The following is a 21,707-nucleotide window of genomic DNA, read 5'->3' as shown; positions in this document are numbered from 1 at the left end:
TTACTGACGAATTTATTCGTCAGTAAAAATAAGGAAAAGAAGAGAGAAAAAATGGCTGAAAAAATATCACCGGGAATGCAACAGTATTTGGACATCAAAAAAGATTATCCAGATGCCTTCTTGCTCTTTCGGATGGGCGATTTTTATGAACTTTTCTATGAAGATGCGGTGAATGCAGCGCAGATTTTAGAGCTGACATTAACTTCGCGTAATAAAAATTCGGAACATCCTATTCCAATGGCGGGCGTGCCTCATCATGCGGCGGCAGACTATATTGATAAGTTAGTTGATTTGGGCTACAAGGTCGCCGTTGCTGAGCAAATGGAAGATCCTAAAAAAGCAGTCGGTATTGTCAAACGGGCGGTGACCCAAGTCATCACACCAGGAACAACGATTGATCATTCAAATTCAGTGGATAATAATTTCTTGGTAGCTATTGATTGTGCTAAAAATCAATTTACCCTGGCTTATATGGACTTGTCAACGGGTGAGTTTAGAGTGACTGAGTTGCCTGATTTTTCTGCGGTTGTAGGTGAGATTGCATCGCTTAAAGCGCGTGAAATCGTGGTCGGATTTGAGCTAGAGGAAAATCAAGCCAAGATTCTCGAAAAGCAGATGAATCTTTTGCTTTCTAAACAGTATGATTTTCCGGAAAATTTACTCATTGATTTGTCCGTACTGACAGGGCTTGAAAATCAAGTTGCTTCAAAATTGTTAGCCTATGTCAAGCGCACACAGATGCGAGATTTGAGTCATTTACAAGAAGTTGAGCATTATGAAATCAAAGATTTTTTGCAAATGGATTTTGCGACAAAATCCTCGCTCGAACTCACGACAAACAAGCGTGAAAATAAGAAACATGGGACGCTTTATTGGCTTTTAGATGCGACAAAGACAGCGATGGGCACGCGTATGCTGCGCTCTTGGATTGAGCGTCCACTCGTTTCTGCGCAGGCCATTGAAAAACGCATGACCATTGTGCAAATTTTCTTGGATCATTTCTTTGAACGCTCGGATTTGATTGAGGCTCTAAAAGGGGTTTATGACTTGGAACGTCTGGCTTCCCGAGTATCATTTGGCAAGGCTGTACCTGTTGATTTTTTGCAACTGGCGAATTCCTTGAGTAATGTACCTGCCATCAAAAATATTTTGGGACTCCTCGGCGATCAGCAGCTCTTAGATCTAGAAAAACGCTTGGATCATCTTCCAGAGCTTGCTCAACTTATCAATCAAGCCATTAGTGATACTGCATCGCGGACAATCACTGAGGGGGGCATTATCAAAGCTGGTTTTGATGAGCAGCTTGATAAATATCGTGAAGCTTTGCAAAATGGTGCGTCTTGGATTGCGAAATTAGAAGCAGACGAGAAAGCTAAAACAGGAATTTCTACACTGCGCATTGATTATAATCGCAAAGATGGTTATTTTTTCCATGTCACACAAAGTCAGCTAGAAAGCGTTCCAGACTATTTTTATCGTAAAGCAACTTTAAAAAATTCTGAACGTTTTGGCTCGAAAGAATTGACTGAAATCGAAGAAATTATGTTAGAAGCGCGTGAAAAATCAAGCTTGTTAGAATATGATTTGTTCATGACTGTTCGTGCACAGACAGAGCAGTATATTGCTCGTTTACAGGCGCTTGCAAAAACGATTGCGGAAATTGACTGCTTGCAAAGTTTGGCTGTGGTGGCTGAAAAATATGGCTATGTTCGGCCGAAGCTTACGGAAAATTCACGAAATGTGACAATTAAGCAAGGGCGTCATGCCGTGGTAGAAGCGGTAATGGGCGCTCAAGAATATGTTCCTAATGACATTGAATTACCAGAAGAGACAGACATTCAGCTGATTACAGGGCCGAATATGTCAGGTAAATCAACCTATATGCGCCAACTTGCCTTGACGGTCATCATGGCTCAGGTAGGCTCTTTCGTTCCAGCTCAGAGTGCTGGACTTCCTATTTTTGATGCGATTTTTACGCGTATTGGCGCGAGTGATAATTTGATTTCTGGTGAATCAACTTTTATGGTTGAAATGTCTGAGGCCAACCATGCCATCCAAAAAGCAACACGCCGAAGTTTGATTGTTTTCGATGAATTGGGCCGTGGTACGGCGACTTATGATGGGATGGCCCTTGCGCAAGCGATTGTTGAGTACGTCCATGAACGTATCGGGGCAAAAACACTTTTTGCAACGCATTACCATGAGTTGACGAATTTAGAGCAAGAATTAGAGGGTTTGACCAATGTTCATGTGGCCACACTTGAGCAAAATGGCAACGTGACCTTCTTACATAAGATTACACCAGGCCCAGCAGATAAGTCTTACGGGATTCATGTGGCCAAAATTGCTGGATTACCTGCGGATTTATTGGAACGGGCAGATTTGATTTTGCAGAAGTTGGAAAATAAACCAGTGCCTGCCAAGAAAACAGAAGCGCCAGAAGAGCAATTAAGTTTGTTTGATTTTGATGAAAATTACTCAGAAGTCATTGAATTACTCAAAGGGCAAAATGTCGATAATATGACGGCCAGAGAAGCTTTGAATTTCTTGTGGCAACTGAAAGATTTACTTTGAGGACAATTTTTTTGGTAATGATTTTGAATCTTTGAGTTGAATTGTTAAAATTAAAAGAGAAAAAACGCTATAATAATGAGAAAGAAGCCAAAAAACTTTGCTTGTGAGAGGTGAAGTTTCAAGTAAGAAGGAGGAATCCAATGGAAAAAGGAAATGATTTTCAAGAGCAGGAAGTGCCAAAAGAAACGCCAGCGACTGAGCCTACCACAGCACCTGAAACACCTGCGCCAGAACCGACTTTAGTTCCGGTGCCTGAAGCACCAGAGCAACCTGAGCCTAAACTTACTCCGGAAGTCCCAGAACCTCCGAAGATTCCAGAAATTCAGCCCAACCCCTTTCCAGAAGAGCCAGCGACTAAAAATCCTGATGTTGTTGAGCCATTGATTTTTGAGAAGGCTCCTTCTGAAGCAGAGGGAGAGGCTGCGCAGACTGGTGAGCCAAGGCTTGCCCCCCTTTCAAAAATGAGCTATGCGGATGCTCCTGAGCGGACAGTGGCTGAACATCAATCTGAGATTAAAACCAAATGGAATTGGGGAGCTTTCTCCTTTACTATGTGGTTCGGGATTGCACATCGTGCTTATCTGGGCTTATTGATCCTCTTGGGGTTGATTCCTTGGATTGGTTGGATTTTTGCGCTTGTTTGGATGATTATTTTCGGGTTAAACGGGGAAAAATGGGCTTTGGAAAACACGGCGAACCATTATCGAGATGAGGAAGAATTTCGAAAAATTATGGATGGCTGGAATCGTGCCGGCTTGATTGCTTTCATTGTGGGAATTGTTGCTTTTGTCTTGCTTGCATTTTTACTCGTTGCTTTCGTGATTTTTATGGTTAATTCAATTCATATGAGAGAAAATTATCTGAATTTCAATAATTTTTGATGAAAAGTAGAAAAGCGGGCAACCGCTTTTTATGCTATAATTAAAGGGAATTTCTAGGAGAAGAAAGCGAGGTTATTGTGGGGAAAATTATTGAATTAAACGAGGCGCTCGCTAATCAAATTGCTGCTGGAGAGGTGGTTGAGCGACCGGCTAGTGTGGTAAAAGAACTGGTTGAAAATGCGATTGATGCTGGAAGTCATAAAATTGTTGTTCGCATTGTTGATTCAGGTTTGAGTTTGATTGAAGTGACAGATGATGGCTCGGGGATAGAAAAAGAAGATGTGACGGTGGCATTGCGCCGGCACGCTACGAGCAAAATCAAATCTTCAGAAGATTTATTCCGGATTCGGACGTTAGGTTTTCGTGGAGAGGCCCTGCCTTCGATTGCTTCAGTGAGTGAATTGACCATTGAAACGAGTGTCGCGAAGGAAGAGTCAGGGACAAAATTGATAGCCAAAGGTGGAAAAATCACAAGTCTTGAACCTTTGGCAAAGCGATTGGGAACGAAGATCTCGGTAGCTAATCTTTTTTATAATACACCAGCCCGACTCAAGTACATCAAATCTTTACAGGCGGAGCTGTCGCACATCACGGATATTATCAATCGTCTGAGTCTGGCGCATCCTGAGATTTCTTTTACGCTCATCAATGAAGGGCGGACTTTTTTGCAAACGGCCGGCAATGGCGATTTGCGGCAGGTTATTGCGGCGATTTATGGGATTTCATCTGCGAAAAAGATGCGTGAGATTAAGGCTTTTGATTTGGACTTTGAAGTGAGTGGTTATGTGAGCCTGCCAGAATTGACGCGTGCAAACCGAAATTACATTACGCTTCTCATCAATGGGCGATTTATCAAAAATTTTGCGCTAAACCGAGCAATTCTGGAAGCTTATGGTAACCGGATTATGGTGGGACGTTTTCCGCTAGCGGTTATTTCGATCAAGATTGACCCTCATTTAGCAGATGTCAATGTTCATCCAACCAAGCAAGAAGTGCGCCTGTCAAAGGAAGCAGAATTGATGGCTTTGATTAGAAAAGCGGTGAACAGCACACTTTCAGAAGGTGTTTTGATTCCAGAAGCTTTGGAAAATTTGCAAGGAAGAAAGCAAGAAAAAGTGAAGGAGGCTGTTCAAACGGAACTACCGTTGCAGAATTTTCCTTTGTACTACGACAAGGTTCGTCAGGATTTCTTTGTCAATGAAGAGGTGCCAACAGGCAAAATGTCGCCACCGAGCCAGCCATCAGCGCCGAAAATACTGACGGATTCAGTGGACGGCAGAGAAAATGCTGACGTCATTCAAATCATCAGAGAAAATACTGACGCCAATGAAAATCACAGAAAAAATGCTGACGGAAAGTCCGATATGGTTTGCGCGAGCAATTTTTTTGGCCAGCTGGAATATTTAGCCCAGCTTCATGCGACTTATTTGCTGTGCCAAGCGCCAGATGGATTGTATCTGGTGGATCAACACGCCGCACAGGAGCGTGTCAACTACGAATATTGGAAGGACAAAATTGGTGAGGTCAGCATGGAGCAACAAATTTTGCTGGCGCCCTATCTTTTTACTCTGCCGAAAAATGATTTCTTGATTTTGGCTGAGAAGAAAGCACTGCTCCATGAAGCGGGCGTTTTTTTAGAAGAATATGGAGAAAATCAATTTATTCTGAGAGAACATCCCATTTGGTTAAAAGAAAATGAAATTGAGTCCTCAATCAATGAGATGATTGACATTATTCTCTCATCAAAAGAATTTTCTTTGAAGCAATATCGGCATGATTTGGCGGCAATGGTGGCTTGCAAATCTGCGATTAAGGCTAATCATCCCTTGGATGCGGAGTCTGCGAGAGCCTTGCTCAAAGAACTTGCGACCTGCGAAAATCCATACAGTTGTGCGCATGGACGACCAACGATTGTTCATTTTTCAGGCGAAGACATTCAGAAAATGTTCCGCAGAATCCAAGAAACTCATCGTTCCAAAGCGGCAACTTGGAAAAATTTTGATTAAAAAGCCAGAGAAAATGCTGACGCAATTGTCCAGCGCATAAAATTTCCAGAGAAAATGCTGACGTAATTATCCAGCACAAATTTAGAATAGAAAAGTAAAAAATGTTTGAATATCTTACTGGGAAATTGGTCAAAATTTCCCCAACCAATATCGTCCTTGATGTCGCAGGAATCGGCTATCTCATCAGCGTTGCCAACCCTTATGCGTGGTCAACTTTACTCAATAACGAAGCGAAAATTTTTGTTCACCAAGTGATTCGAGAAGACGCCCACACGCTCTATGGCTTTATTAACGAGGCTGAAAAAGCCTTATTCTTGCGTCTGATCAGCGTCTCAGGAATCGGCCCAAAATCAGCTTTGGCCATCATTGCGGCGGCTGACAATGAAGGCTTAATCACTGCTATTGACAACAATGACATCAAATATCTGACGAAATTTCCAGGCGTCGGCAAAAAAACGGCGATGCAAATGGTGCTTGACTTGGCAGGCAAATTCGATGCGGCTGGCACAGTCGGCATCTCGCTCTTGGATAACATGGCCCCTGCGGGAAATCTGGCATTGGAAGAAGCCCTAGAAGCCCTCCAAGCCTTAGGCTACAAAGCAACCGAATTAAAGAAAATCGAGAAAAAATTAGCCCAAGAAACAGGGTTGACCAGCGAGGCTTACATCAAAGCAGCCCTAAAACTCATGATGAAATAAACGTCAAAAAAGAGACCAAAAGAAAAAGCGGGAGACCGCTTTTTTATATTTCTGTCGTACCGTTGTAACTTTACGTAAAAAGTTGTATAATCTAAGAAAACTCAGCGAAAGGGATTTGCAATGATTAACCAATACTACGGATTGAAATTACAAGAGCTCTGTCGAGCTAAAGAGATCAAAACTATTGACATCATCAAAAATACAGGCGTTCCCAAGACTAGCCTCACCCGCTTTTTCAATGGTGAAGGCTACCTGACCCTTGATCAACTCGATACAGTTTTGGAGTATATCCACGTTGAACTTTCTGAGTATGACTACTACCTCAACGCATTTAAACATGGCTTTTATGAGATGTGCTTTGGCAAGATTGAGCAGGCAGCCATGGCAAACGACAGCCAAGCACTTCAAGAAATCCAAGAACAATGCGACGCGGCTGGTGAGCATTTCCTTGCACTTTGTGCCAAATCGCACTTCACCCAACTCACAGAAAAGGATATTTTTGAGCTGAGTGATTTTATCTTTGGAATTGAAATCTTTAGTTTTTATGAGCTGGTCATTCTCTCAGATACCATTCGCTACTTTTCACCAGCCATGATAAAAAGTGTCGTTCAAGACTTGAAACATCACCACAAAATCCTAGCCAATCGCTCCCGCTATCGCAGAATCATCTGCCAGATTGCCTGTCGTGGCGCTACTGCGTGCGTTCAGCAAGAAAGTCAAAAAGAAGCACTAGAGTGCCTAACGCTCGCCGAAAACTACTGCCATGAAAAAGACAGTTACTCCAGACTAATCTACCGCTTTGCAAAAGGTTATTACGACATCTATTATGGTCAAGGAGGAGAGCGCCGTGAAGGACTAGAAACTATGCGAAAAGTCATTGCGATTTTTGATTGGGAAGGCAGTAAAAATCTTGCTAGACGCTACCAAAAATTCTATGACAAATACATCACCAACCACGAATTTCCCCTATGGTTGAGCGATTTATTGAAAAAAGGTTCAAATTGAACCTTTTTTTTGACTTCTAAAAATCGGTGCTATAATAAAATTAAATCAAACAAAAAGAAACACGAGGTAGAACCAATGGAAAACCACGCAAGCTACTGAGCGCAGCAGGAAAAAATCAAAAAACGAAAGGAAATCTCAAAAATGAGAAGACAATCATCAGCCTAAGTCAGAACGCTTCTTTCTGACTTAGGAGAAAGAGGTATATCATGAAAACAACAAAATTAAATTTAAAAAATCAACTATTGTTAGCTGCCGCAGGAATTTCCTGCTTTGGACTTGCCGCATTAGCCAATCCACCAAAAGCCTCTGCAGTTGCACAGGGCTATGTTAATACACGTCATGTCAAAGCAGAGGCTCTGCATAATGGAGTCGGACCTAATTGGGATATTATCAGTAATTATTGGGATACTCCTCAATTGGCAAATGCTGGGTACACTCTTGTTTTCCTTAAAACAACTCAATCCAACGCGACACCATTATCCGTGATAATTTATGATTGGTACGTTCTTCGCTAAGAGTACAAAAAATATCAGAAAGGTAGAGTTCTTTAATGAAAAATTACTTCTTTGAATTAAAAAAATTCATCATTAACAAAAGAAATGCTTCGCTTTGTGTTGCTCTGACCTTTCTCTTGCTTTCGAGCTTATATTTCGTAAATTTTCAAGGCGGATATAAAAGAGAAAACCTTGTTAATCAAAAGATATCTATGGTAGAGCAGAGAATATCTTCTTCAAAGGAAGCGGAGAGCGCAAGTAAAAATCCAGACAAAGCTTATTACACAAGGGAAAATGAATTACTTCAAAACCAACTGAATGCCTTAAAGCAAAATAATGTAAATTCTTATTTCAACTACGTTTTAAAAATGAACAAGTTAGATTTGGCAAAACAAGAAAAAAATCCTGAGTTTCTTGGCGTAGAACTTTCAGAAATCTTAAAAACTGAAAATCAATACATTCAACTCGTCCAAAAAAGAAAAATAGACTTTGAAATTGAACCCGAAATACAGTTTTTTGCTTTCGGAAACTTCGTTGATTTTACTTTAAAGCAAAATCTCTTCACCAACCTTTACCTCATTGGTTTCATTCTCTTAGTCTCGACTAGCCTAGCTTACTTTTATGAAAATCGCGAGGATAATTATTTCCGCTTTGCAGCGATTTCTCCAGCGAAAAACGTTATCTCCAAAGTATTTTCCGCCGTGACGGCAGTCATGGTCTGGCTTATAGGTATTTCGGCTTTCAACATCATCGTCATCGGTATAAAAAACGGCTTTGGCTCTTGGCGCTACCCCTCTTATTTGGTTAATTATTGGGGGACAGACCAAACGAATACGACACCGACCAACATGGGCATTCCGGTAGGAGAAACTATCTTGATTTCGTTCTTCTACATCTTCATCATGTTAGTCTTTTTCGCCAGTATCGGTGCGTTCCTATCCGTTCTGCTCAAAAAGAGTATGGTGGTCATCGGGATTTTGTCGGTTTCAGTGGTTGGTTGGCTCATGGTCATCAACAACCCTAATCTCCAAAGCGTCAGAAAGTTTGTACCCATGAGTTATTTCAACCCCATTGAGCTTTTGTGTAAACCGAACTATCTCTTTGGCGCAAATTCTCTGTTGGTTGGAATAATTTATCTTGCGGGCTTAAGCATTCTATTTATGGCACTAGCTAGCTTGCTTTTAAGCAAGAGCAAAGTAAGGAGGATATAATGGTCTTAAAAGTGCAAAATATAAAATTACCCGATATTCCTCCCTTTGACTTTGAGCTGAAGGATAATGGACTTTATGGTCTTATTGGGCGAAATGGGATTGGAAAAAGTACCCTCTTTGGAGTACTGGCAGGAGGAGTGGGCAGTTCAACTGCACAAATCATTAGCGGTCGCGTGGCCTATCTCCCTGACGTTGAATCTTTTGATGAGAATCTGAAAATGAAAGACTATTTCAGCATTCTAACTCCCGTAGAACGCAAAAAAGCGCAAGAATTACTCACTACTTTCGGCGCAGACAAGTTCCAAAAGAAACGCATCGGACAATTTTCTCTCGGTATGAAAGAACTCTTTGCCACAATCCTCTCTTTTTCGATTGAGTGTGATGTCCTCATCATTGACGAGTTATTCAGTGGGCTTGATGTTTCCAAGAAAGCCTTAGTTTATAAAGAAATAGAAAAAGTAGCTCGGGAAAAAACCGTGCTTTTGACCTCACACAATCTCAAAGAAATTGAGCATTTTTGTGATAAAACTTACCTTTTGTCAGAAGGAGGTTTGAGTTTAGTCACAGATTTTGATGCCGCAGCTCAAGAAATTGGTTACATGGATATCTTTTTTTGAAAGGAGAAATTATGGTCGTTATTACCCCTGCCCCTCAACCCAAGAGCGATATTTTTAGAGAAGTCGAACAAATGCAAAAGGCTTTAAAAAATAATACCAGTAGCGCGTGGATTGATACCAACAAAGATTACAAAAAATTAAAAGAAAAAAAGAACAAAGCTCAGCAGAAAGATTGAGTTAAGGGTAAAAAAATAGAAAAGACTACTGGTCTTTTCTTTTGATTTTCTGTTATAATTAAACTTAAGATGAACGATATTTTAAATAAAGAGCCAATGGAAGAGGAATACAGCATTGAGAAATCACTGCGCCCACAATTTTTCAATCAATATATTGGCCAAGATAAAGTCAAAGAACAATTAGAAATTTTTATTAAAGCGGCAAAAATGCGTGAAGAAGTATTGGATCATGTTTTGCTTTTTGGGCCTCCGGGGCTTGGAAAAACGACGATGGCCTTCGTTATTGCCAACGAATTAGGGGTTCACATCAAACAAACCGCGGGGCCAGCTATTGAAAAGCCTGGTGATTTAGTGGCGATTTTGAATGAGCTTGAGCCGGGCGATGTGCTTTTTATTGATGAAATCCACCGTTTGCCGATGCAGGTTGAGGAAATCTTGTATAGTGCGATGGAGGATTTTTACATCGATATTATGCTGGGGGCTGGTGATGGGTCGCGCTCTGTGCATTTGGATCTGCCGCCGTTCACTTTGGTTGGGGCGACGACACGAGCAGGGATGTTGTCCAATCCTTTACGGGCGCGTTTTGGTATCTCTAGCCATATGGAATATTACAAAGAGCGAGATTTGGAGGAGATTGTCAATCGGACAGCGGATATTTTTGATGTGGAAGTGGTTGATGATGCGGCGCTAGAGATTGCTTTGCGCAGTCGGGGAACGCCTCGGATTGCCAACCGTCTGCTCAAGCGCGTGCGTGATTTTGCTCAAATCATGGGAGACGGCAGAGTGGACAAAGTCATCACGGACAAGGCTTTGACTATCCTTGATGTGGACAATGCTGGTTTGGATTATATTGACCAAAAAATCTTGAAAACGATGATTGAGATGTATCAAGGGGGCCTGTCGGTATTGGTACTTTGGCGGTTAATATTGCTGAAGATCGTGAGACGGTTGAAGATATGTATGAGCCTTATCTGATTCAAAAAGGTTTTTTGATTCGGACGAAACAAGGGCGTAAAGCAACACGTCAAGCCTATGAACATCTGGGCTATTCGTTTGATGAGGAATAATAGTTAAAGAAGAGCTATGATGTAGAGGCGACGATGAAAATAATCAATATCAATGGGCCGATAAATTCGGGCAAGACCACAATTTCCAAAATTATCGCTGAAAATTTACCTAATAGTTTATTTGTTGAGGTTGATGAGTTGACGACGGATGAAGAAAATGAACGTTATTTTCCGAATTTTGAAGCACGTATTGCGGAACGATTGCGTCGTTTATTTGAAAAGATTGAGACTGCACTTTCTGAGCAGCAAGTCGATTTCTTAATTTTCGCCTATCCGATGTATCCGCAGCTTTATTCTAAAATTACGGAGAGGATTTGTAAGCGGGCAAGTTTTTTCGTGATTACACTCTGCCCCCCCCTTGGAAGTTTGTTTGACGAACCGCGGGAATCGAGTGTTAGATGCTTGGGAACGCCAGCGGATTAGTGAGATGTATAAAGAGGGTGTGCCTACATTTGAAAAATCATTAGCGTTTGTGGATAATTCTGTAAAAACTAGTATAGAAACGGCGACAGAAATTTTAGATTTATTGATGAATAATAGTTAAAGAACGGCAAATGAGCCGTTTTTTTCTTATGTCGGAGGTGAAAACGTGAGGCTTTATGGATGAAACTTGCGTGGAAAAATTTTTATGGTGACCAGTAGAGGAGGCGCTCGGAATTATTGGATAAAATAAGGTATAATAGAAGCAATGGAATCTAAAGAATTTTATCTGTAGCTCAATTTGTGGGGGACAAGTGGGAAATAGGGTTTGGTGGTGCACAAGCTAGAGTGAGCCACCACGTTTTTTTGGATTAAATGTTCGGTATTTTCCGAACAATACAAATAGATGTGAGGAAATCTCACATTAACTCTTGACTTTGCTAAAAACAAGGTCTATAATAAAAAATATGGAGGCGAGATTTAGTGAAAGAACGTGAATTAAGACGCTCAATGGCAGTACTTCCGATTGGAACTGTCATGAAACTCACTGACCTAAGCGCTCGGCAGATTCGTTACTACGAGGAGCAAGAGCTGATTTTTCCAGAGCGAAACGACGGGAATCGTCGAATGTATTCGCTCAATGACATTGATGTCCTTTTCGATATTTTCGATTTGTTGCAAGAAGGCAATAATATTGCAGATATCAGGGAGATTTATGCCAAAAGGGATGCTAAAAAAGCTCAAACTCTTTCAATTAGTGAAGTGCATCATGCACTCGAACGTGAATTTGCTCAGCAAGGCCGTTTTGGAACTTCCAGCCCAACTCATTTTACCCAACCACGAATGTAAATCTGGTTTACACTTAGTGTCAAATAGGTTTACAGCGTGCATTTAACTAGGAGAGCAAAGTATGACAATTACAGCAGCGGACATTCGTCGTGACGTCAAAGAAAAAGACATCAAGTTCTTGCGTTTGATGTTCACAGACATTCTCGGAACTTTGAAAAATGTTGAAGTTCCAGCAACTGATGAACAATTGGACAAATTGTTTGAAAACAAAATGATGTTTGATGGTTCATCAATCGAAGGTTTTGTACGGATCAATGAATCAGATATGTACCTTTATCCAGATCTTGACACTTGGATTGTTTTTCCTTGGGGAGATGAGTATGGTAAAGTTGCAGGTGTGATTTGTGATGTTTACACGCCAGAAGGAGAACCGTTTGCCGGTGACCCACGTGGTGTCTTGAAACGTAATTTGAAAAAAATGGAACGTTTGGGTTATAAGAGCTTCAACCTTGGGCCAGAACCTGAATTTTTCCTTTTCAAACTCAATGAAAATGATGAACCAACGCTTGAAGTGAACGACAAAGGTGGCTATTTTGACCTTGCGCCTACTGACCTTGCGGGCAATACGCGTCGTGAAATTGTCAATGTTTTGACTGATCTTGGTTTTGAAGTGGAAGCTTCTCACCACGAAGTTGCTATTGGTCAACATGAAATTGACTTCAAATACGCTAATGCTTTGAAGGCTTGTGATAATATCCAAATTTTCAAACTTGTGGTTAAGACGATTGCTCGTAAGCATGGCTTGCACGCGACATTCATGGCGAAACCTGTTCACGGCATTAACGGTTCTGGAATGCACTGCAATATGTCACTTTTCACTGAAGATGGCAAAAATGCGTTTGCTGACCCAGCGGGTGATATGGGACTTTCTGATGTGGCACACAGCTTCATCGCTGGTTTGTTGAAACACGCGTATAACTTTACAGCGATTACAAATCCAACAGTAAACTCATACAAACGTTTGGTGCCTGGTTATGAAGCACCCGTTTACGTGGCTTGGGCTGGACGTAACCGTTCACCTTTGATTCGTGTACCTGCTTCACGTGGCTTGTCAACTCGTGTGGAACTTCGCGCCGTTGACCCAACTGCCAATCCATATCTTGCTTTAGCTGTCCTCTTGGCTGCTGGTCTTGATGGGGTGGAAAATAAATTGGAAGCGCCAGAAGCGATTGAGTCAAACATCTATGTGATGACTGAAGAAGAACGTAAAGCGCATGGTATCACTGATTTGCCTTCTACTTTGCACAATGCTGTGAAAGCTTTGCGTGAGGACAAGGTGGTAACTGAGGCACTTGGAGAACACGTTTTGGTTAACTTTGTCGAAGCTAAACGTATCGAGTGGGCAAGTTATGCACAATACGTTTCACAATGGGAAATTGATAACTATTTGGAACTTTACTAAGAAAATAGTGGAAATATAAAGAGAAAATGCTGACGCAAATTTACGTCAGCATTTTTTCTGGAATTTTACTTATTATTAATTAATTTCACTGATGGTCAAAACGTTGAAGGCTGATTTTCCGTCTTCGGAAAGGAGAAACCCTTTGTGTGCAGCAACGTAATCAATGGCAGATTCAAAGCTGTCAAATTCTTTGACGAGTGAAAAATCGCGGTTTGCACCAATATAATTGTTTTCAGTTTCCTCGTAGGCGGCAATTCCTTTGAATTTAAATTTCATAATGAGATTTCCTTTCATTTTGTTCTCTTTTCATTATAACAAAGCTAAAATATTTTATAAAATTAAATGATTCGGCAGTTGAGATTTCACAAAAATAACCAGATTTTTTGAAAAATTCACAAAGTCAGTGTAAACTGGAGATAGGACTTGACAAAAGGAGGCAAAATGGAACTTAATGATTGGAAAATTTCGCTGAAAAGTTTGAAATATGGTGAAATTGCGACGGTTGCAATGGTTGATCGTGGGGCTTATGCAGAGTCCGAGGAAGATGTGACAGATCAAGCGGTTGGTAGTGTGCCGGCTGGTTCAAAAAAAGGGGCCGAAATTCTAAAAAGTCTGGCAATGGCGGATAAAAAAGAAAATGAAGATTTGACGGTTGTGGATCGGATTGATATTGATGTGGCGCTTGAACAAGCCGATTTTGAGCGGTTCATTGATCAGCTCCAAGCCGAAAAGCATATCATTTTTGTCGAATGTTTGTATCTGGGGACGACGGAAATTAAAGGTTTTTTGAATACCTTGAAAAATCGAGATGTTTTGGGAACGAGCAAACTGATTTTGCTAGATTTGCCGCAATTAGAATACATGATGCTCAAAGATAGCCTTGCTGGTGTGGTTGATTTGTAGAGAAATTACTGACGGATTTTGCGTCAGAAGAGAAAATGCTGACGCAAAAGATAGGGGCTGTTCAATAGTCAGAGAAAATGCTGACGTAATGAAAAAAAGTTACTGACAAAAAATGCAGTAACTTTTTTTCATTTTTCTCGAGCTTCTTTTTGATAAAGGCGAGAATTTTTCATGATGTCTTTGTAAGTGTTAACGATGGTTTCTTGATAGGCGGGATTTTTCACATTTTGTCGCGCTTGGTTCAAAACGGTTTCTTCTCGGGAAGAATCAAGAATTGTGATTTGTTGGGCTTGTTTTGCTTGACCGATTTTTTGGACAATATTCATTCGTTCTTCCAGTAGACGAACGATTTCTTGATCGACTTGGTCAATTTCTTTGCGAAGTTCTGTAAGGTTCATGGTTTTTATTATATCAAAACTAATCGAAAAAATGCCTTTAAAAATGATATAATTATAATATCTTATTTTTGAGGAGAGCGCGATGACAAAAGAAGAGAAAATCGAAGCTTATGAAATGTTAAATTTACAACTTAAAGGACTATTGAGCGAGCAAAATTACACCATTTCTAACTTGGCAAATGCAAGTAGTTTGCTTTGGAATACCTTGCCAGAGCAGGTTTACACCGGCTTTTATCTTTACAACGGGGAAAAATTGATTCTAGGGCCGTTTCAAGGTTCAGTTTCGTGTGTGGAAATCATCATGGGCAAGGGTGTTTGTGGTGAATCTGCTGAAAAACGTGAAACTTTGATTGTAGAAAATGTCAAAGAGCATAAAAATTATATTTCTTGTGACGGTCGGGCCATGTCAGAAATTGTTGTGCCGCTCGTCAAAGACGGCAAACTCGTTGGTGTACTTGATTTGGACAGCTCAGAAATCGGTGCTTACGATGAAATTGACCAGAAATATCTGGAAGAATTTGCGGAAATTTTGTGCGAAATGACGGACTTTAAGTTCTTTGAAATTGGATAATGAGAAATTGAAAAAGTATTGGAGAAAAAATGAGCGAAATAATTAAAAATTTTATCAATGAAAAATTCACCAATCCAGTCGGACAAGCGGTTAATCCTGGAAATATCGGGGAGACGCATGAATTTGCCCGCCAATTAGGCAATTTTTTCTATCAGTTACATCGTTTGCAAACGACAGATGCACCAAAACCAAGTCTGGACAATGCTTTTGCTGGCTCGGATCTGATTGTTTTTGAAGCCGAAATCTTGGAGCTTTTGGCGCAATATAAACAACTTGTTCCAGCGGATTTGTTGGAAGAAAAATTTGAAAAAGCGGCGAAAACCAAGTGGGAAAAAGCACCAGTTTGGGTACTTGGAAATCTCGCTGCTCGTCAGTTGCTCGTTTCAGATGGAAAATTACAAGCGGTTGAAGGAACGCAAAATGCAGTCATTGGTGATCCCGCTTGTGACTTGGCGCTTGCTTGGATTCTTTTTGATGAAAAGGCCCGGAAAATCTTTTTTGCAGCGGCAGAAGCGGACGCCTCAACCATTGATCGGGCAAGATTTTTTGCCTTGCGGACTGCTTTGAAAAATTACCAATCTGCAGATATTGACGAATTGATTCAGTCGCGCGACGCTTCGACAGAGATTCTCAAAGATTTCAACTACACAGTGGCTCAGGATATGTATTAAATTTTCAGCAAAACGCACAGTGAAGAGCAAGTCAGGCCACGCGTGCTTTAGCCTCGTAGCTTACGATATCGAAAAATAAAATACCGCAGCCAAAGACTTGAAACAGCTGTCTTTTTGCACCGAAATATAGTGAAGGTTGCAAATCAGCAAGTATTCAAAAAAGAGAAAGAAAATATGGCATACCAAGCATTATATAGAAAATACCGCAGCCAAAGATTTGATGAAATGGTTGGGCAAGAGGTGGTAGCGACAACGTTGAAGAATGCGATTGTCAATCAGCAAATCTCACACGCCTATCTCTTTTCAGGCCCACGGGGGACAGGAAAAACCTCGGCAGCTAAAATATTTGCCAAAGCAATCAACTGCCCTAATCAAGTAGACGGAGAGCCGTGTAACAATTGTTTTATTTGTGATTCCATCACCAAGGGTAGCCTTGATGACGTGATTGAACTTGATGCAGCCTCCAATAATGGTGTTGATGAAATTCGCGAAATTCGTGATAAATCCACCTATGCCGCCAGTCAAGCGACCTATAAAGTCTACATCATCGACGAGGTGCATATGCTGAGTACGGGTGCTTTTAATGCGCTCTTGAAAACGCTCGAAGAACCCACAGAAAATGTTGTTTTTGTTCTCGCAACGACAGAGCTGCAAAAAATCCCAGCGACGATTATCTCGCGGGTGCAACGTTTTGCATTCAAATCAATCACGACGGCAGATATTCGAGGCTATTTAGCAAAAGTTTTAGCCGATGAACAGGTTGATTTTGAAGGAAAAGCCCTTGATGTAATCGCCAAGTCGGCTGAGGGGGGGATGCGCGATGCGCTCTCGCTTTTAGATCAAGCTCTCTCTTTTTCAGCAGGTCAATTGCAAGAAGAAGATGCCTTGTTGGTGACGGGGTCAATTGCGGCTGACGCCTTGGTGACTTATGTCCAAGCCCTTGCTGCACATGATGAAAACGAAGCTTTGCTTGAACTGGATAAAATTTTTGCTGAGGGTAAAAATATGCTTCGTTTCACGGAGGATTTACTGGCTTATTTCCGTGATTTGCTTTTGGATACAGCTACTTCGTTTGACCGCAATCAGATTTTTAAATGGATTGATATTGCCATTGAAAGTTTGAAAACAATCAAAGAAACGACGCAGACCAAAATTGCGGCAGATGTAATGACCATGCGCCTTGCACAGGAAGCTCCACTACAAGCTGCTCGTTCAGCAGAAATTCCAGCGCAATTGAGCGCAGAAATTGCGCAGTTGAAAGCAGAAATCGCCCAACTCAAAGCTCAAGTCACTTCAAATCAGTCGCAAACACTGACGCAACCAGAGAAAATGCTGACGCAAACTCCAAAAACGCTGACGAAAATTTCCGTCAGCAAAAAATCAGTGTTTAATAAAGATTTGATTTACAAAGCGCTTGCTGAAGCGACCAATGACGCTCGAAAAGCAGTCCTTAGTGCTTGGCCAGAGCTTGTCGCATCCGTCAGTAAACCTGCAGACCGCGCGCTGCTCAATAATACAGCACCAGTGGCTGCCTCAGAAAATTTTGTTGTCGTCACTTTCCCACACGAAAATCTGGCCAAAAGAGTCAGTGAAAATGCAGATTTGCAACTCTTTTGTGGCAATCTCCTCAGCTCTATTGTTGGCTTTAGCCCTGAAATCATTGCTTTGGCAGAGCCGGATTGGCAAGAGGTACGTAGTGAATATGTCACCAGCCTAAAAGCAGAAAAACCTCAAGAAGAGGAAAAACCAGCAGAAGCAGCTGATGAAAGTATCAATCTAGCCAAGGAACTCTTTGGAGAAAAAGTGATTGAAATAAACGATTAAAAACTCAAGATTAAAGTAATAAAAATGCAATTTTATGTTGCATTTTTATTTTTGGAGTGCTATAATAATCCCAGAAAAAGAAAACGCTAACTTGTCAGAAAAATCAGTCTATTGAGAAAGGTAGAGCAATCATGTTTAAATTCTCTCTCTTATTTCTTCTTATCGCTATTGTCAGCTTATTTTTCTTCTTTTTTGCGCTTTTCTTGCTGTTTAACATTCAAAAAAAGTTTGCTCCGCTTTATGATTACCTAGGCAAATTTGCCACTCGCTTTTTGGGTCTCTACCTCCTTGAAAGTAGCTTTATTCTCTTCAAAGGCGCTTTTTTCCATCTGGGAATCAGTCTTCTTGCGATTGCTTTTTGCTGCATTATGGCTTTCGGGGTCATTTGGTTTACTATGACTCCGCCAAATCGTAAGGATGGTAGCAGCTCCAGATGGAGGAGATATAACGGCCTGACAGGCACGTTTTTTGGTAAAATGTTTGGGGGATTCTGGGCATTCGCTGTTTTGTGGGGATTATTAGCAGGTTTTAATTAAGAAATATGGATTTTCATGAAAGGAAAACAACAAAATGAAAGCAAAATTAGGGGACACAATCGTTAATTACTGGCAAATTTCCACTGAGAAGCCCGAAAACGAACCTTGGGTTTTAGAAGCATTTGAACATGAACAACTCTCATGGAGTGGTAAGCTAGTCATGGAATTGGCCCAAAGAGTCAAGTTGCGCAAGGAGGGGATGGCAGCGAAGCCTAGCACGGTGACTTACGATGAGGACAAGACAAATGTCGAAAACCTCATCACAAATCCAGCGACATCTTGGCTCTTTCTTTATACGGCACCAGATAATTTTACTAAAGCCTATCCTTACAATATCTATCTCTTTGTCAACCAAGCTCGGGTACCAGCAGTAGGGCAAATTGGCGAATATCTTGTCCTTTCACCCCTAGGAGTTCTTGAGGTTTATTCGGAAAAGAAATTCAAACGTGATTTAAAAATCGAAAAATAAAAAAGCTGCTCAGAGAGCAGTTTTTTTATTTTATTTATTGTAAGTGCGATCCAAATCAACCTCTTCGAGTGGGATGAGTTTTGAATGTTTGACCAGTTTATAGCCAAAATACAAGATGAGAAAGAGTGGGACAGCGAGGTAAGTTGTGATAATGGCTGTCCAGTTCCAATGAGCGATAGTGCCATGGAAGTTTGTAGTACCATAACTTTGTCCAAGCATGATAAGGATTGACATAACGAGAGCAATGATTGGGCCAACTGGGAACCAACGTGCTTTGTACCCGAGTTCGTCAATGTGATGTCCCTGTTTGACAAAAGCACGACGGAAACGGAAGTGGGCGATGGCAATGCCGACCCAAGCAAGGAAACCAGAAAGTCCAGAAGCGGCAACGAGGTAGAGGTATACTTCAGGGCCAAAGAAACTTGTGATAAAGGCAGCCAGTCCGAGGATAGCCGTAACTAAAACAGCGGCCGTAGGAATACCATTTCCTTTATGCGTTTTACCAAAGACTTTTGGTGCGAAGCCTTCAAGAGAGAGGCTGTAAAGCATACGTGATGCAGAGTAGAGCCAAGAGTTACCTGCTGAGATAACAGAAGTTAAGATTACGGCGTTCATGACAGAGGCGGCAGCGGCAAGTCCTGCGTCACGGAAAACTAAAGTGAATGGAGAAACAGCGATGTTTTCAGTAGAAGCAGCGAGCAAGTTTGGATCTTTATACCAAATCAATGCACCGATGATGAAAATTGTTGCAAAGTAGAAGATGAGGATACGCCAGAAAACGGATTTGATGGCTTGGGGAACAGTTTTTTCTGGATTTTCAGCTTCACCAGCTGTCACACCAACGATTTCTGTTCCTTGGAAAGAAAATCCTGCAATCATGAGAACGGCAAGCATTCCACCTGCACCACCAACGAAACCATTGTTTCCGCCGGCTGAAAGGTTGTGAGCCACGTTAAGGTGTGGTTGGTGGAAGAAAATGCCAAGAATTGTAAGGACACCAATGGCAAGAAAGACAATGACGGTCACGACTTTAACAAGTGCCATCCAAAATTCCCATTCGCCATAAGCGCGGGCTGAGGTCAAGTTGATGGCAAGAATAAGAGTGAAGACAATTGCTGACCAGATCCAAGTAGGAACAGAAGGCAACCAGAATTTCATGACGACACCAACGGTGGCGATTTCGACGGCAACGGTAATGGCACAGTTGAACCAATAGTTCCACCCCATTGCAAAACCAAAGGCTTTGTCAACATAACGGCTAGCAAATGTGGCAAATGAGCCAGAGATTGGCAAGTAGCTTGCCATTTCACCAAGGGAAGTCATCAAGAAATAAACCATAATCCCAATCGCGGCGTAAGCGACGAGTGAACCAAATGGCCCTGCTTGTGAAATCGTTGCTCCAGAAGCAACGAACAGTCCTGTACCAATCGTCCCTCCAAGCGCAATCATTGAGAGATGGCGCTGTTTCAAGCTACGTTTAACTTGAGTATTTTCTGTTTGTGGAGAATTTTCCAATTTCTCACTCCTTAAATTTTATTCAACACCGATTGTTTCTTGAAAAATAATTCCGCAAAAAACAAAAAAAGCAATCTTATCAGTAGATTGCTAAACGCACGAAAAATTTAAGATTTTCCTGAACGAATAGCCCCCCGCATAGTATAATCCTTTGCGACAGTCTAGTGAGTCTTCCTCACTAGCCCAAGAATTTTGCTGAGCAACAAAACCCTTTCGGCAACCTCTCCTCCCCAAGTACGCGTCTGTGTTTTGCTCAAACTCAGCGTAGGTTCATATTGGTTGCGACCTCTATCGATGTGTTAATTGCAATTTTAGCGCAAAAATATAAAGATGTCAAGAATAAAAATGCAGATTTTCCTAATAATTCAGGCTTTTTTAGAGCTTTATTCGATGATTTTTTATGATATACTTATAAAAGAACGACAAAATATCAACAGGATGGTGTCATGGTTTTGATGCTTTTACTGGAAATTTCGAGGAGTAACTAATGGATTTTATTCGTGCAATTATTTTAGGTATCATTGAAGGAATTACAGAGTGGCTGCCGATTTCGTCAACGGGGCATTTGATTATCGCTGAAGAATTTATCAAGCTCAATCAATCGCAAGCTTTCAAGGATATGTTCAATGTGGTGATTCAGCTGGGGGCGATTTTGTCTGTGGTGGTGCTGTATTTCCACAAATTGAATCCTTTTAATAAGTTAAATCCAGCCAATAAACAAAAAACACCACGAGAAATTCAGTTAACTTGGCGCTTGTGGGTCAAGGTTTTGATTGCTTGTTTGCCTGCGGCAATCATTGGTTTGCCTTTGAATAATTGGTTGGAGGCACATTTTCAACAGTTTGTACCGGTAGCGGTAATGTTGATTATTTATGGGGTGGCTTTCATTGTCATCGAACGCAAATGGGTGCCAAATCACGAACTTTCAATTACGAATATTGATCGCTTGCCTTATAAAATGGCGCTGTATATTGGACTTTTCCAAGTCTTGTCGCTGATTCCTGGGACGTCACGGTCTGGAGCGACGATTGTTGGGGCGCTTTTGATTGGGGTAAGTCGGGCTGTTGCGGCTGAGTTTACTTTCTTCCTTGGAATTCCGATTATGTTTGGAGCGAGTTTCATCAAGCTGGTTCATTTCTTTAAAGATGGGAATGGTTTGAATTTTGGTCAGTTTGGGATTTTGCTTGTCGCTTTTGTGGTGGCCTTTCTCGTGTCCATGCTGGCTATTCGCTGGTTGATGGATTATGTCAAAAAACATGATTTTACTTTCTTTGGGAAATATCGGATTGTTCTGGGCGCGCTTTTGCTCGTCTATGCGGCAATCAAAGCGATTTTCTAAGCGTGAGATAAGAAAAAGTACTGACGAAAAGTTTGGTACTTTTTTCATTACAGAGAAAATGCTGACGGAAATTTTCGTCAG

General features: G+C 41.3%; 22 protein-coding genes, 1 pseudogene and 1 riboswitch. Of the genes and pseudogenes, 20 read left to right on the top strand and 3 right to left on the bottom strand.

From position 1 onward, the window contains the following. The first annotated feature begins 51 nt into the window (after window positions 1–51). The 13 genes and pseudogenes from mutS to glnA all read left to right on the top strand — a co-directional run bounded on the left by mutS (window position 52) and on the right by glnA (window position 13,400). Entirely contained in the window at window positions 52–2,574 is a 2,523-nt protein-coding gene (gene mutS, locus EQJ87_RS07810) for a DNA mismatch repair protein MutS (RefSeq protein ID WP_130124080.1), read from the top strand. Window positions 2,575–2,714: 140 nt separating this feature from the next. Next, the gene (locus tag EQJ87_RS07805) at window positions 2,715–3,455 is read left to right on the top strand and encodes a hypothetical protein (RefSeq protein ID WP_130124079.1); all 741 of its coding nucleotides are present in this window, start codon (window positions 2,715–2,717) and stop codon (window positions 3,453–3,455) included. A 77-nt stretch (window positions 3,456–3,532) separates the two neighbouring features. After that, window positions 3,533–5,461, top strand: a complete 1,929-nt coding sequence (gene mutL / locus EQJ87_RS07800; protein ID WP_130124078.1) for a DNA mismatch repair endonuclease MutL — start codon at window positions 3,533–3,535, stop codon at window positions 5,459–5,461. A 101-nt stretch (window positions 5,462–5,562) separates the two neighbouring features. Beyond that, window positions 5,563–6,159, top strand: a complete 597-nt coding sequence (gene ruvA, locus EQJ87_RS07795) for a Holliday junction branch migration protein RuvA (RefSeq protein WP_130124077.1) — start codon at window positions 5,563–5,565, stop codon at window positions 6,157–6,159. 120 nt (window positions 6,160–6,279) lie between these two features. Then, complete coding sequence (locus EQJ87_RS07790) at window positions 6,280–7,164, top strand: Rgg family transcriptional regulator (protein ID WP_130124076.1); 885 nt, start codon at window positions 6,280–6,282, stop codon at window positions 7,162–7,164. A gap of 206 nt (window positions 7,165–7,370) precedes the next feature. Beyond that, a complete protein-coding gene (locus tag EQJ87_RS07785; RefSeq protein WP_130124075.1) occupies window positions 7,371–7,679 on the top strand; it encodes a hypothetical protein in 309 nt (102 codons plus the stop codon). Between the two features lie 35 nt (window positions 7,680–7,714). After that, a complete protein-coding gene (locus EQJ87_RS07780) occupies window positions 7,715–8,869 on the top strand; it encodes a hypothetical protein (RefSeq protein WP_130124074.1) in 1,155 nt (384 codons plus the stop codon). Further along, on the top strand, window positions 8,869–9,486 hold the full coding sequence (locus tag EQJ87_RS07775; protein WP_130124073.1) for an AAA family ATPase: 618 nt from the start codon (window positions 8,869–8,871) through the stop codon (window positions 9,484–9,486). Before EQJ87_RS07780 ends, EQJ87_RS07775 begins: the two co-directional genes overlap by 1 nt. A gap of 11 nt (window positions 9,487–9,497) precedes the next feature. After that, a complete protein-coding gene (locus tag EQJ87_RS11560; protein WP_190289059.1) occupies window positions 9,498–9,662 on the top strand; it encodes a hypothetical protein in 165 nt (54 codons plus the stop codon). A 69-nt stretch (window positions 9,663–9,731) separates the two neighbouring features. Beyond that, window positions 9,732–10,729: pseudogene (ruvB, locus tag EQJ87_RS07770) on the top strand (Holliday junction branch migration DNA helicase RuvB). A gap of 33 nt (window positions 10,730–10,762) precedes the next feature. Next, window positions 10,763–11,152, top strand: a complete 390-nt coding sequence (locus EQJ87_RS07765) for a nucleoside/nucleotide kinase family protein (RefSeq protein ID WP_130124072.1) — start codon at window positions 10,763–10,765, stop codon at window positions 11,150–11,152. Between the two features lie 480 nt (window positions 11,153–11,632). Next, the gene (locus EQJ87_RS07760; RefSeq protein WP_130124071.1) at window positions 11,633–11,998 is read left to right on the top strand and encodes a MerR family transcriptional regulator; all 366 of its coding nucleotides are present in this window, start codon (window positions 11,633–11,635) and stop codon (window positions 11,996–11,998) included. Between the two features lie 61 nt (window positions 11,999–12,059). After that, on the top strand, window positions 12,060–13,400 hold the full coding sequence (gene glnA / locus EQJ87_RS07755) for a type I glutamate--ammonia ligase (protein ID WP_130124070.1): 1,341 nt from the start codon (window positions 12,060–12,062) through the stop codon (window positions 13,398–13,400). Window positions 13,401–13,475: 75 nt separating this feature from the next. On the opposite strand, the gene EQJ87_RS07750 is transcribed toward glnA, so the two are convergent. Beyond that, on the bottom strand, window positions 13,476–13,676 hold the full coding sequence (locus EQJ87_RS07750) for a hypothetical protein (RefSeq protein ID WP_130124069.1): 201 nt from the start codon (window positions 13,674–13,676) through the stop codon (window positions 13,476–13,478). Window positions 13,677–13,841: 165 nt separating this feature from the next. On the opposite strand from EQJ87_RS07750, the gene EQJ87_RS07745 reads away from it, so the two are divergent. Further along, window positions 13,842–14,303: a hypothetical protein gene (locus EQJ87_RS07745; RefSeq protein ID WP_130124068.1), complete on the top strand. Its 462-nt coding sequence runs from the start codon at window positions 13,842–13,844 to the stop codon at window positions 14,301–14,303. Between the two features lie 128 nt (window positions 14,304–14,431). Here EQJ87_RS07745 and EQJ87_RS07740 read toward each other — a convergent pair whose 3' ends face one another. Next, the gene (locus tag EQJ87_RS07740) at window positions 14,432–14,701 is read right to left on the bottom strand and encodes a chorismate mutase (protein ID WP_130124067.1); all 270 of its coding nucleotides are present in this window, start codon (window positions 14,699–14,701) and stop codon (window positions 14,432–14,434) included. Between the two features lie 82 nt (window positions 14,702–14,783). Here EQJ87_RS07740 and EQJ87_RS07735 point away from each other — a divergent pair, with 82 nt between their 5' ends. From EQJ87_RS07735 to EQJ87_RS07715, 5 genes are all read left to right on the top strand, one after another. After that, the gene (locus EQJ87_RS07735) at window positions 14,784–15,272 is read left to right on the top strand and encodes a GAF domain-containing protein (RefSeq protein WP_130124066.1); all 489 of its coding nucleotides are present in this window, start codon (window positions 14,784–14,786) and stop codon (window positions 15,270–15,272) included. Window positions 15,273–15,301: 29 nt separating this feature from the next. Then, window positions 15,302–15,943: a phosphotransferase gene (locus tag EQJ87_RS07730; protein WP_130124065.1), complete on the top strand. Its 642-nt coding sequence runs from the start codon at window positions 15,302–15,304 to the stop codon at window positions 15,941–15,943. Between the two features lie 174 nt (window positions 15,944–16,117). Next, on the top strand, window positions 16,118–17,767 hold the full coding sequence (gene dnaX / locus EQJ87_RS07725) for a DNA polymerase III subunit gamma/tau (RefSeq protein ID WP_130124064.1): 1,650 nt from the start codon (window positions 16,118–16,120) through the stop codon (window positions 17,765–17,767). 131 nt (window positions 17,768–17,898) lie between these two features. Continuing rightward, complete coding sequence (locus EQJ87_RS07720; RefSeq protein ID WP_130124063.1) at window positions 17,899–18,303, top strand: hypothetical protein; 405 nt, start codon at window positions 17,899–17,901, stop codon at window positions 18,301–18,303. A gap of 34 nt (window positions 18,304–18,337) precedes the next feature. Continuing rightward, window positions 18,338–18,772, top strand: coding sequence for a hypothetical protein (locus EQJ87_RS07715; RefSeq protein ID WP_130124062.1), 435 nt, complete (start codon window positions 18,338–18,340; stop codon window positions 18,770–18,772). A gap of 30 nt (window positions 18,773–18,802) precedes the next feature. On the opposite strand, the gene EQJ87_RS07710 is transcribed toward EQJ87_RS07715, so the two are convergent. After that, window positions 18,803–20,221 carry an amino acid permease gene (locus EQJ87_RS07710; protein ID WP_130124619.1) on the bottom strand — a complete coding sequence of 473 codons (1,419 nt, stop codon included), beginning with the start codon at window positions 20,219–20,221 and terminating at the stop codon, window positions 18,803–18,805. Between the two features lie 185 nt (window positions 20,222–20,406). Further along, a riboswitch (Lysine riboswitch) is annotated at window positions 20,407–20,586 on the bottom strand. A gap of 188 nt (window positions 20,587–20,774) precedes the next feature. On the opposite strand from EQJ87_RS07710, the gene EQJ87_RS07705 reads away from it, so the two are divergent. Further along, window positions 20,775–21,626 (top strand): undecaprenyl-diphosphate phosphatase, encoded by an 852-nt coding sequence (locus EQJ87_RS07705; RefSeq protein ID WP_130124061.1) that lies wholly within the window; start codon window positions 20,775–20,777, stop codon window positions 21,624–21,626. Window positions 21,627–21,707 lie beyond the last annotated feature (81 nt).

Origin of the sequence: Lactococcus sp. S-13, assembly GCF_004210295.1 — a bacterium.
Classification (GTDB): domain Bacteria; phylum Bacillota; class Bacilli; order Lactobacillales; family Streptococcaceae; genus Lactococcus.
The sequence above is the reverse complement of the archived record's forward strand: the minus strand, read 5'-3'. Positions and strand labels throughout refer to the sequence as shown.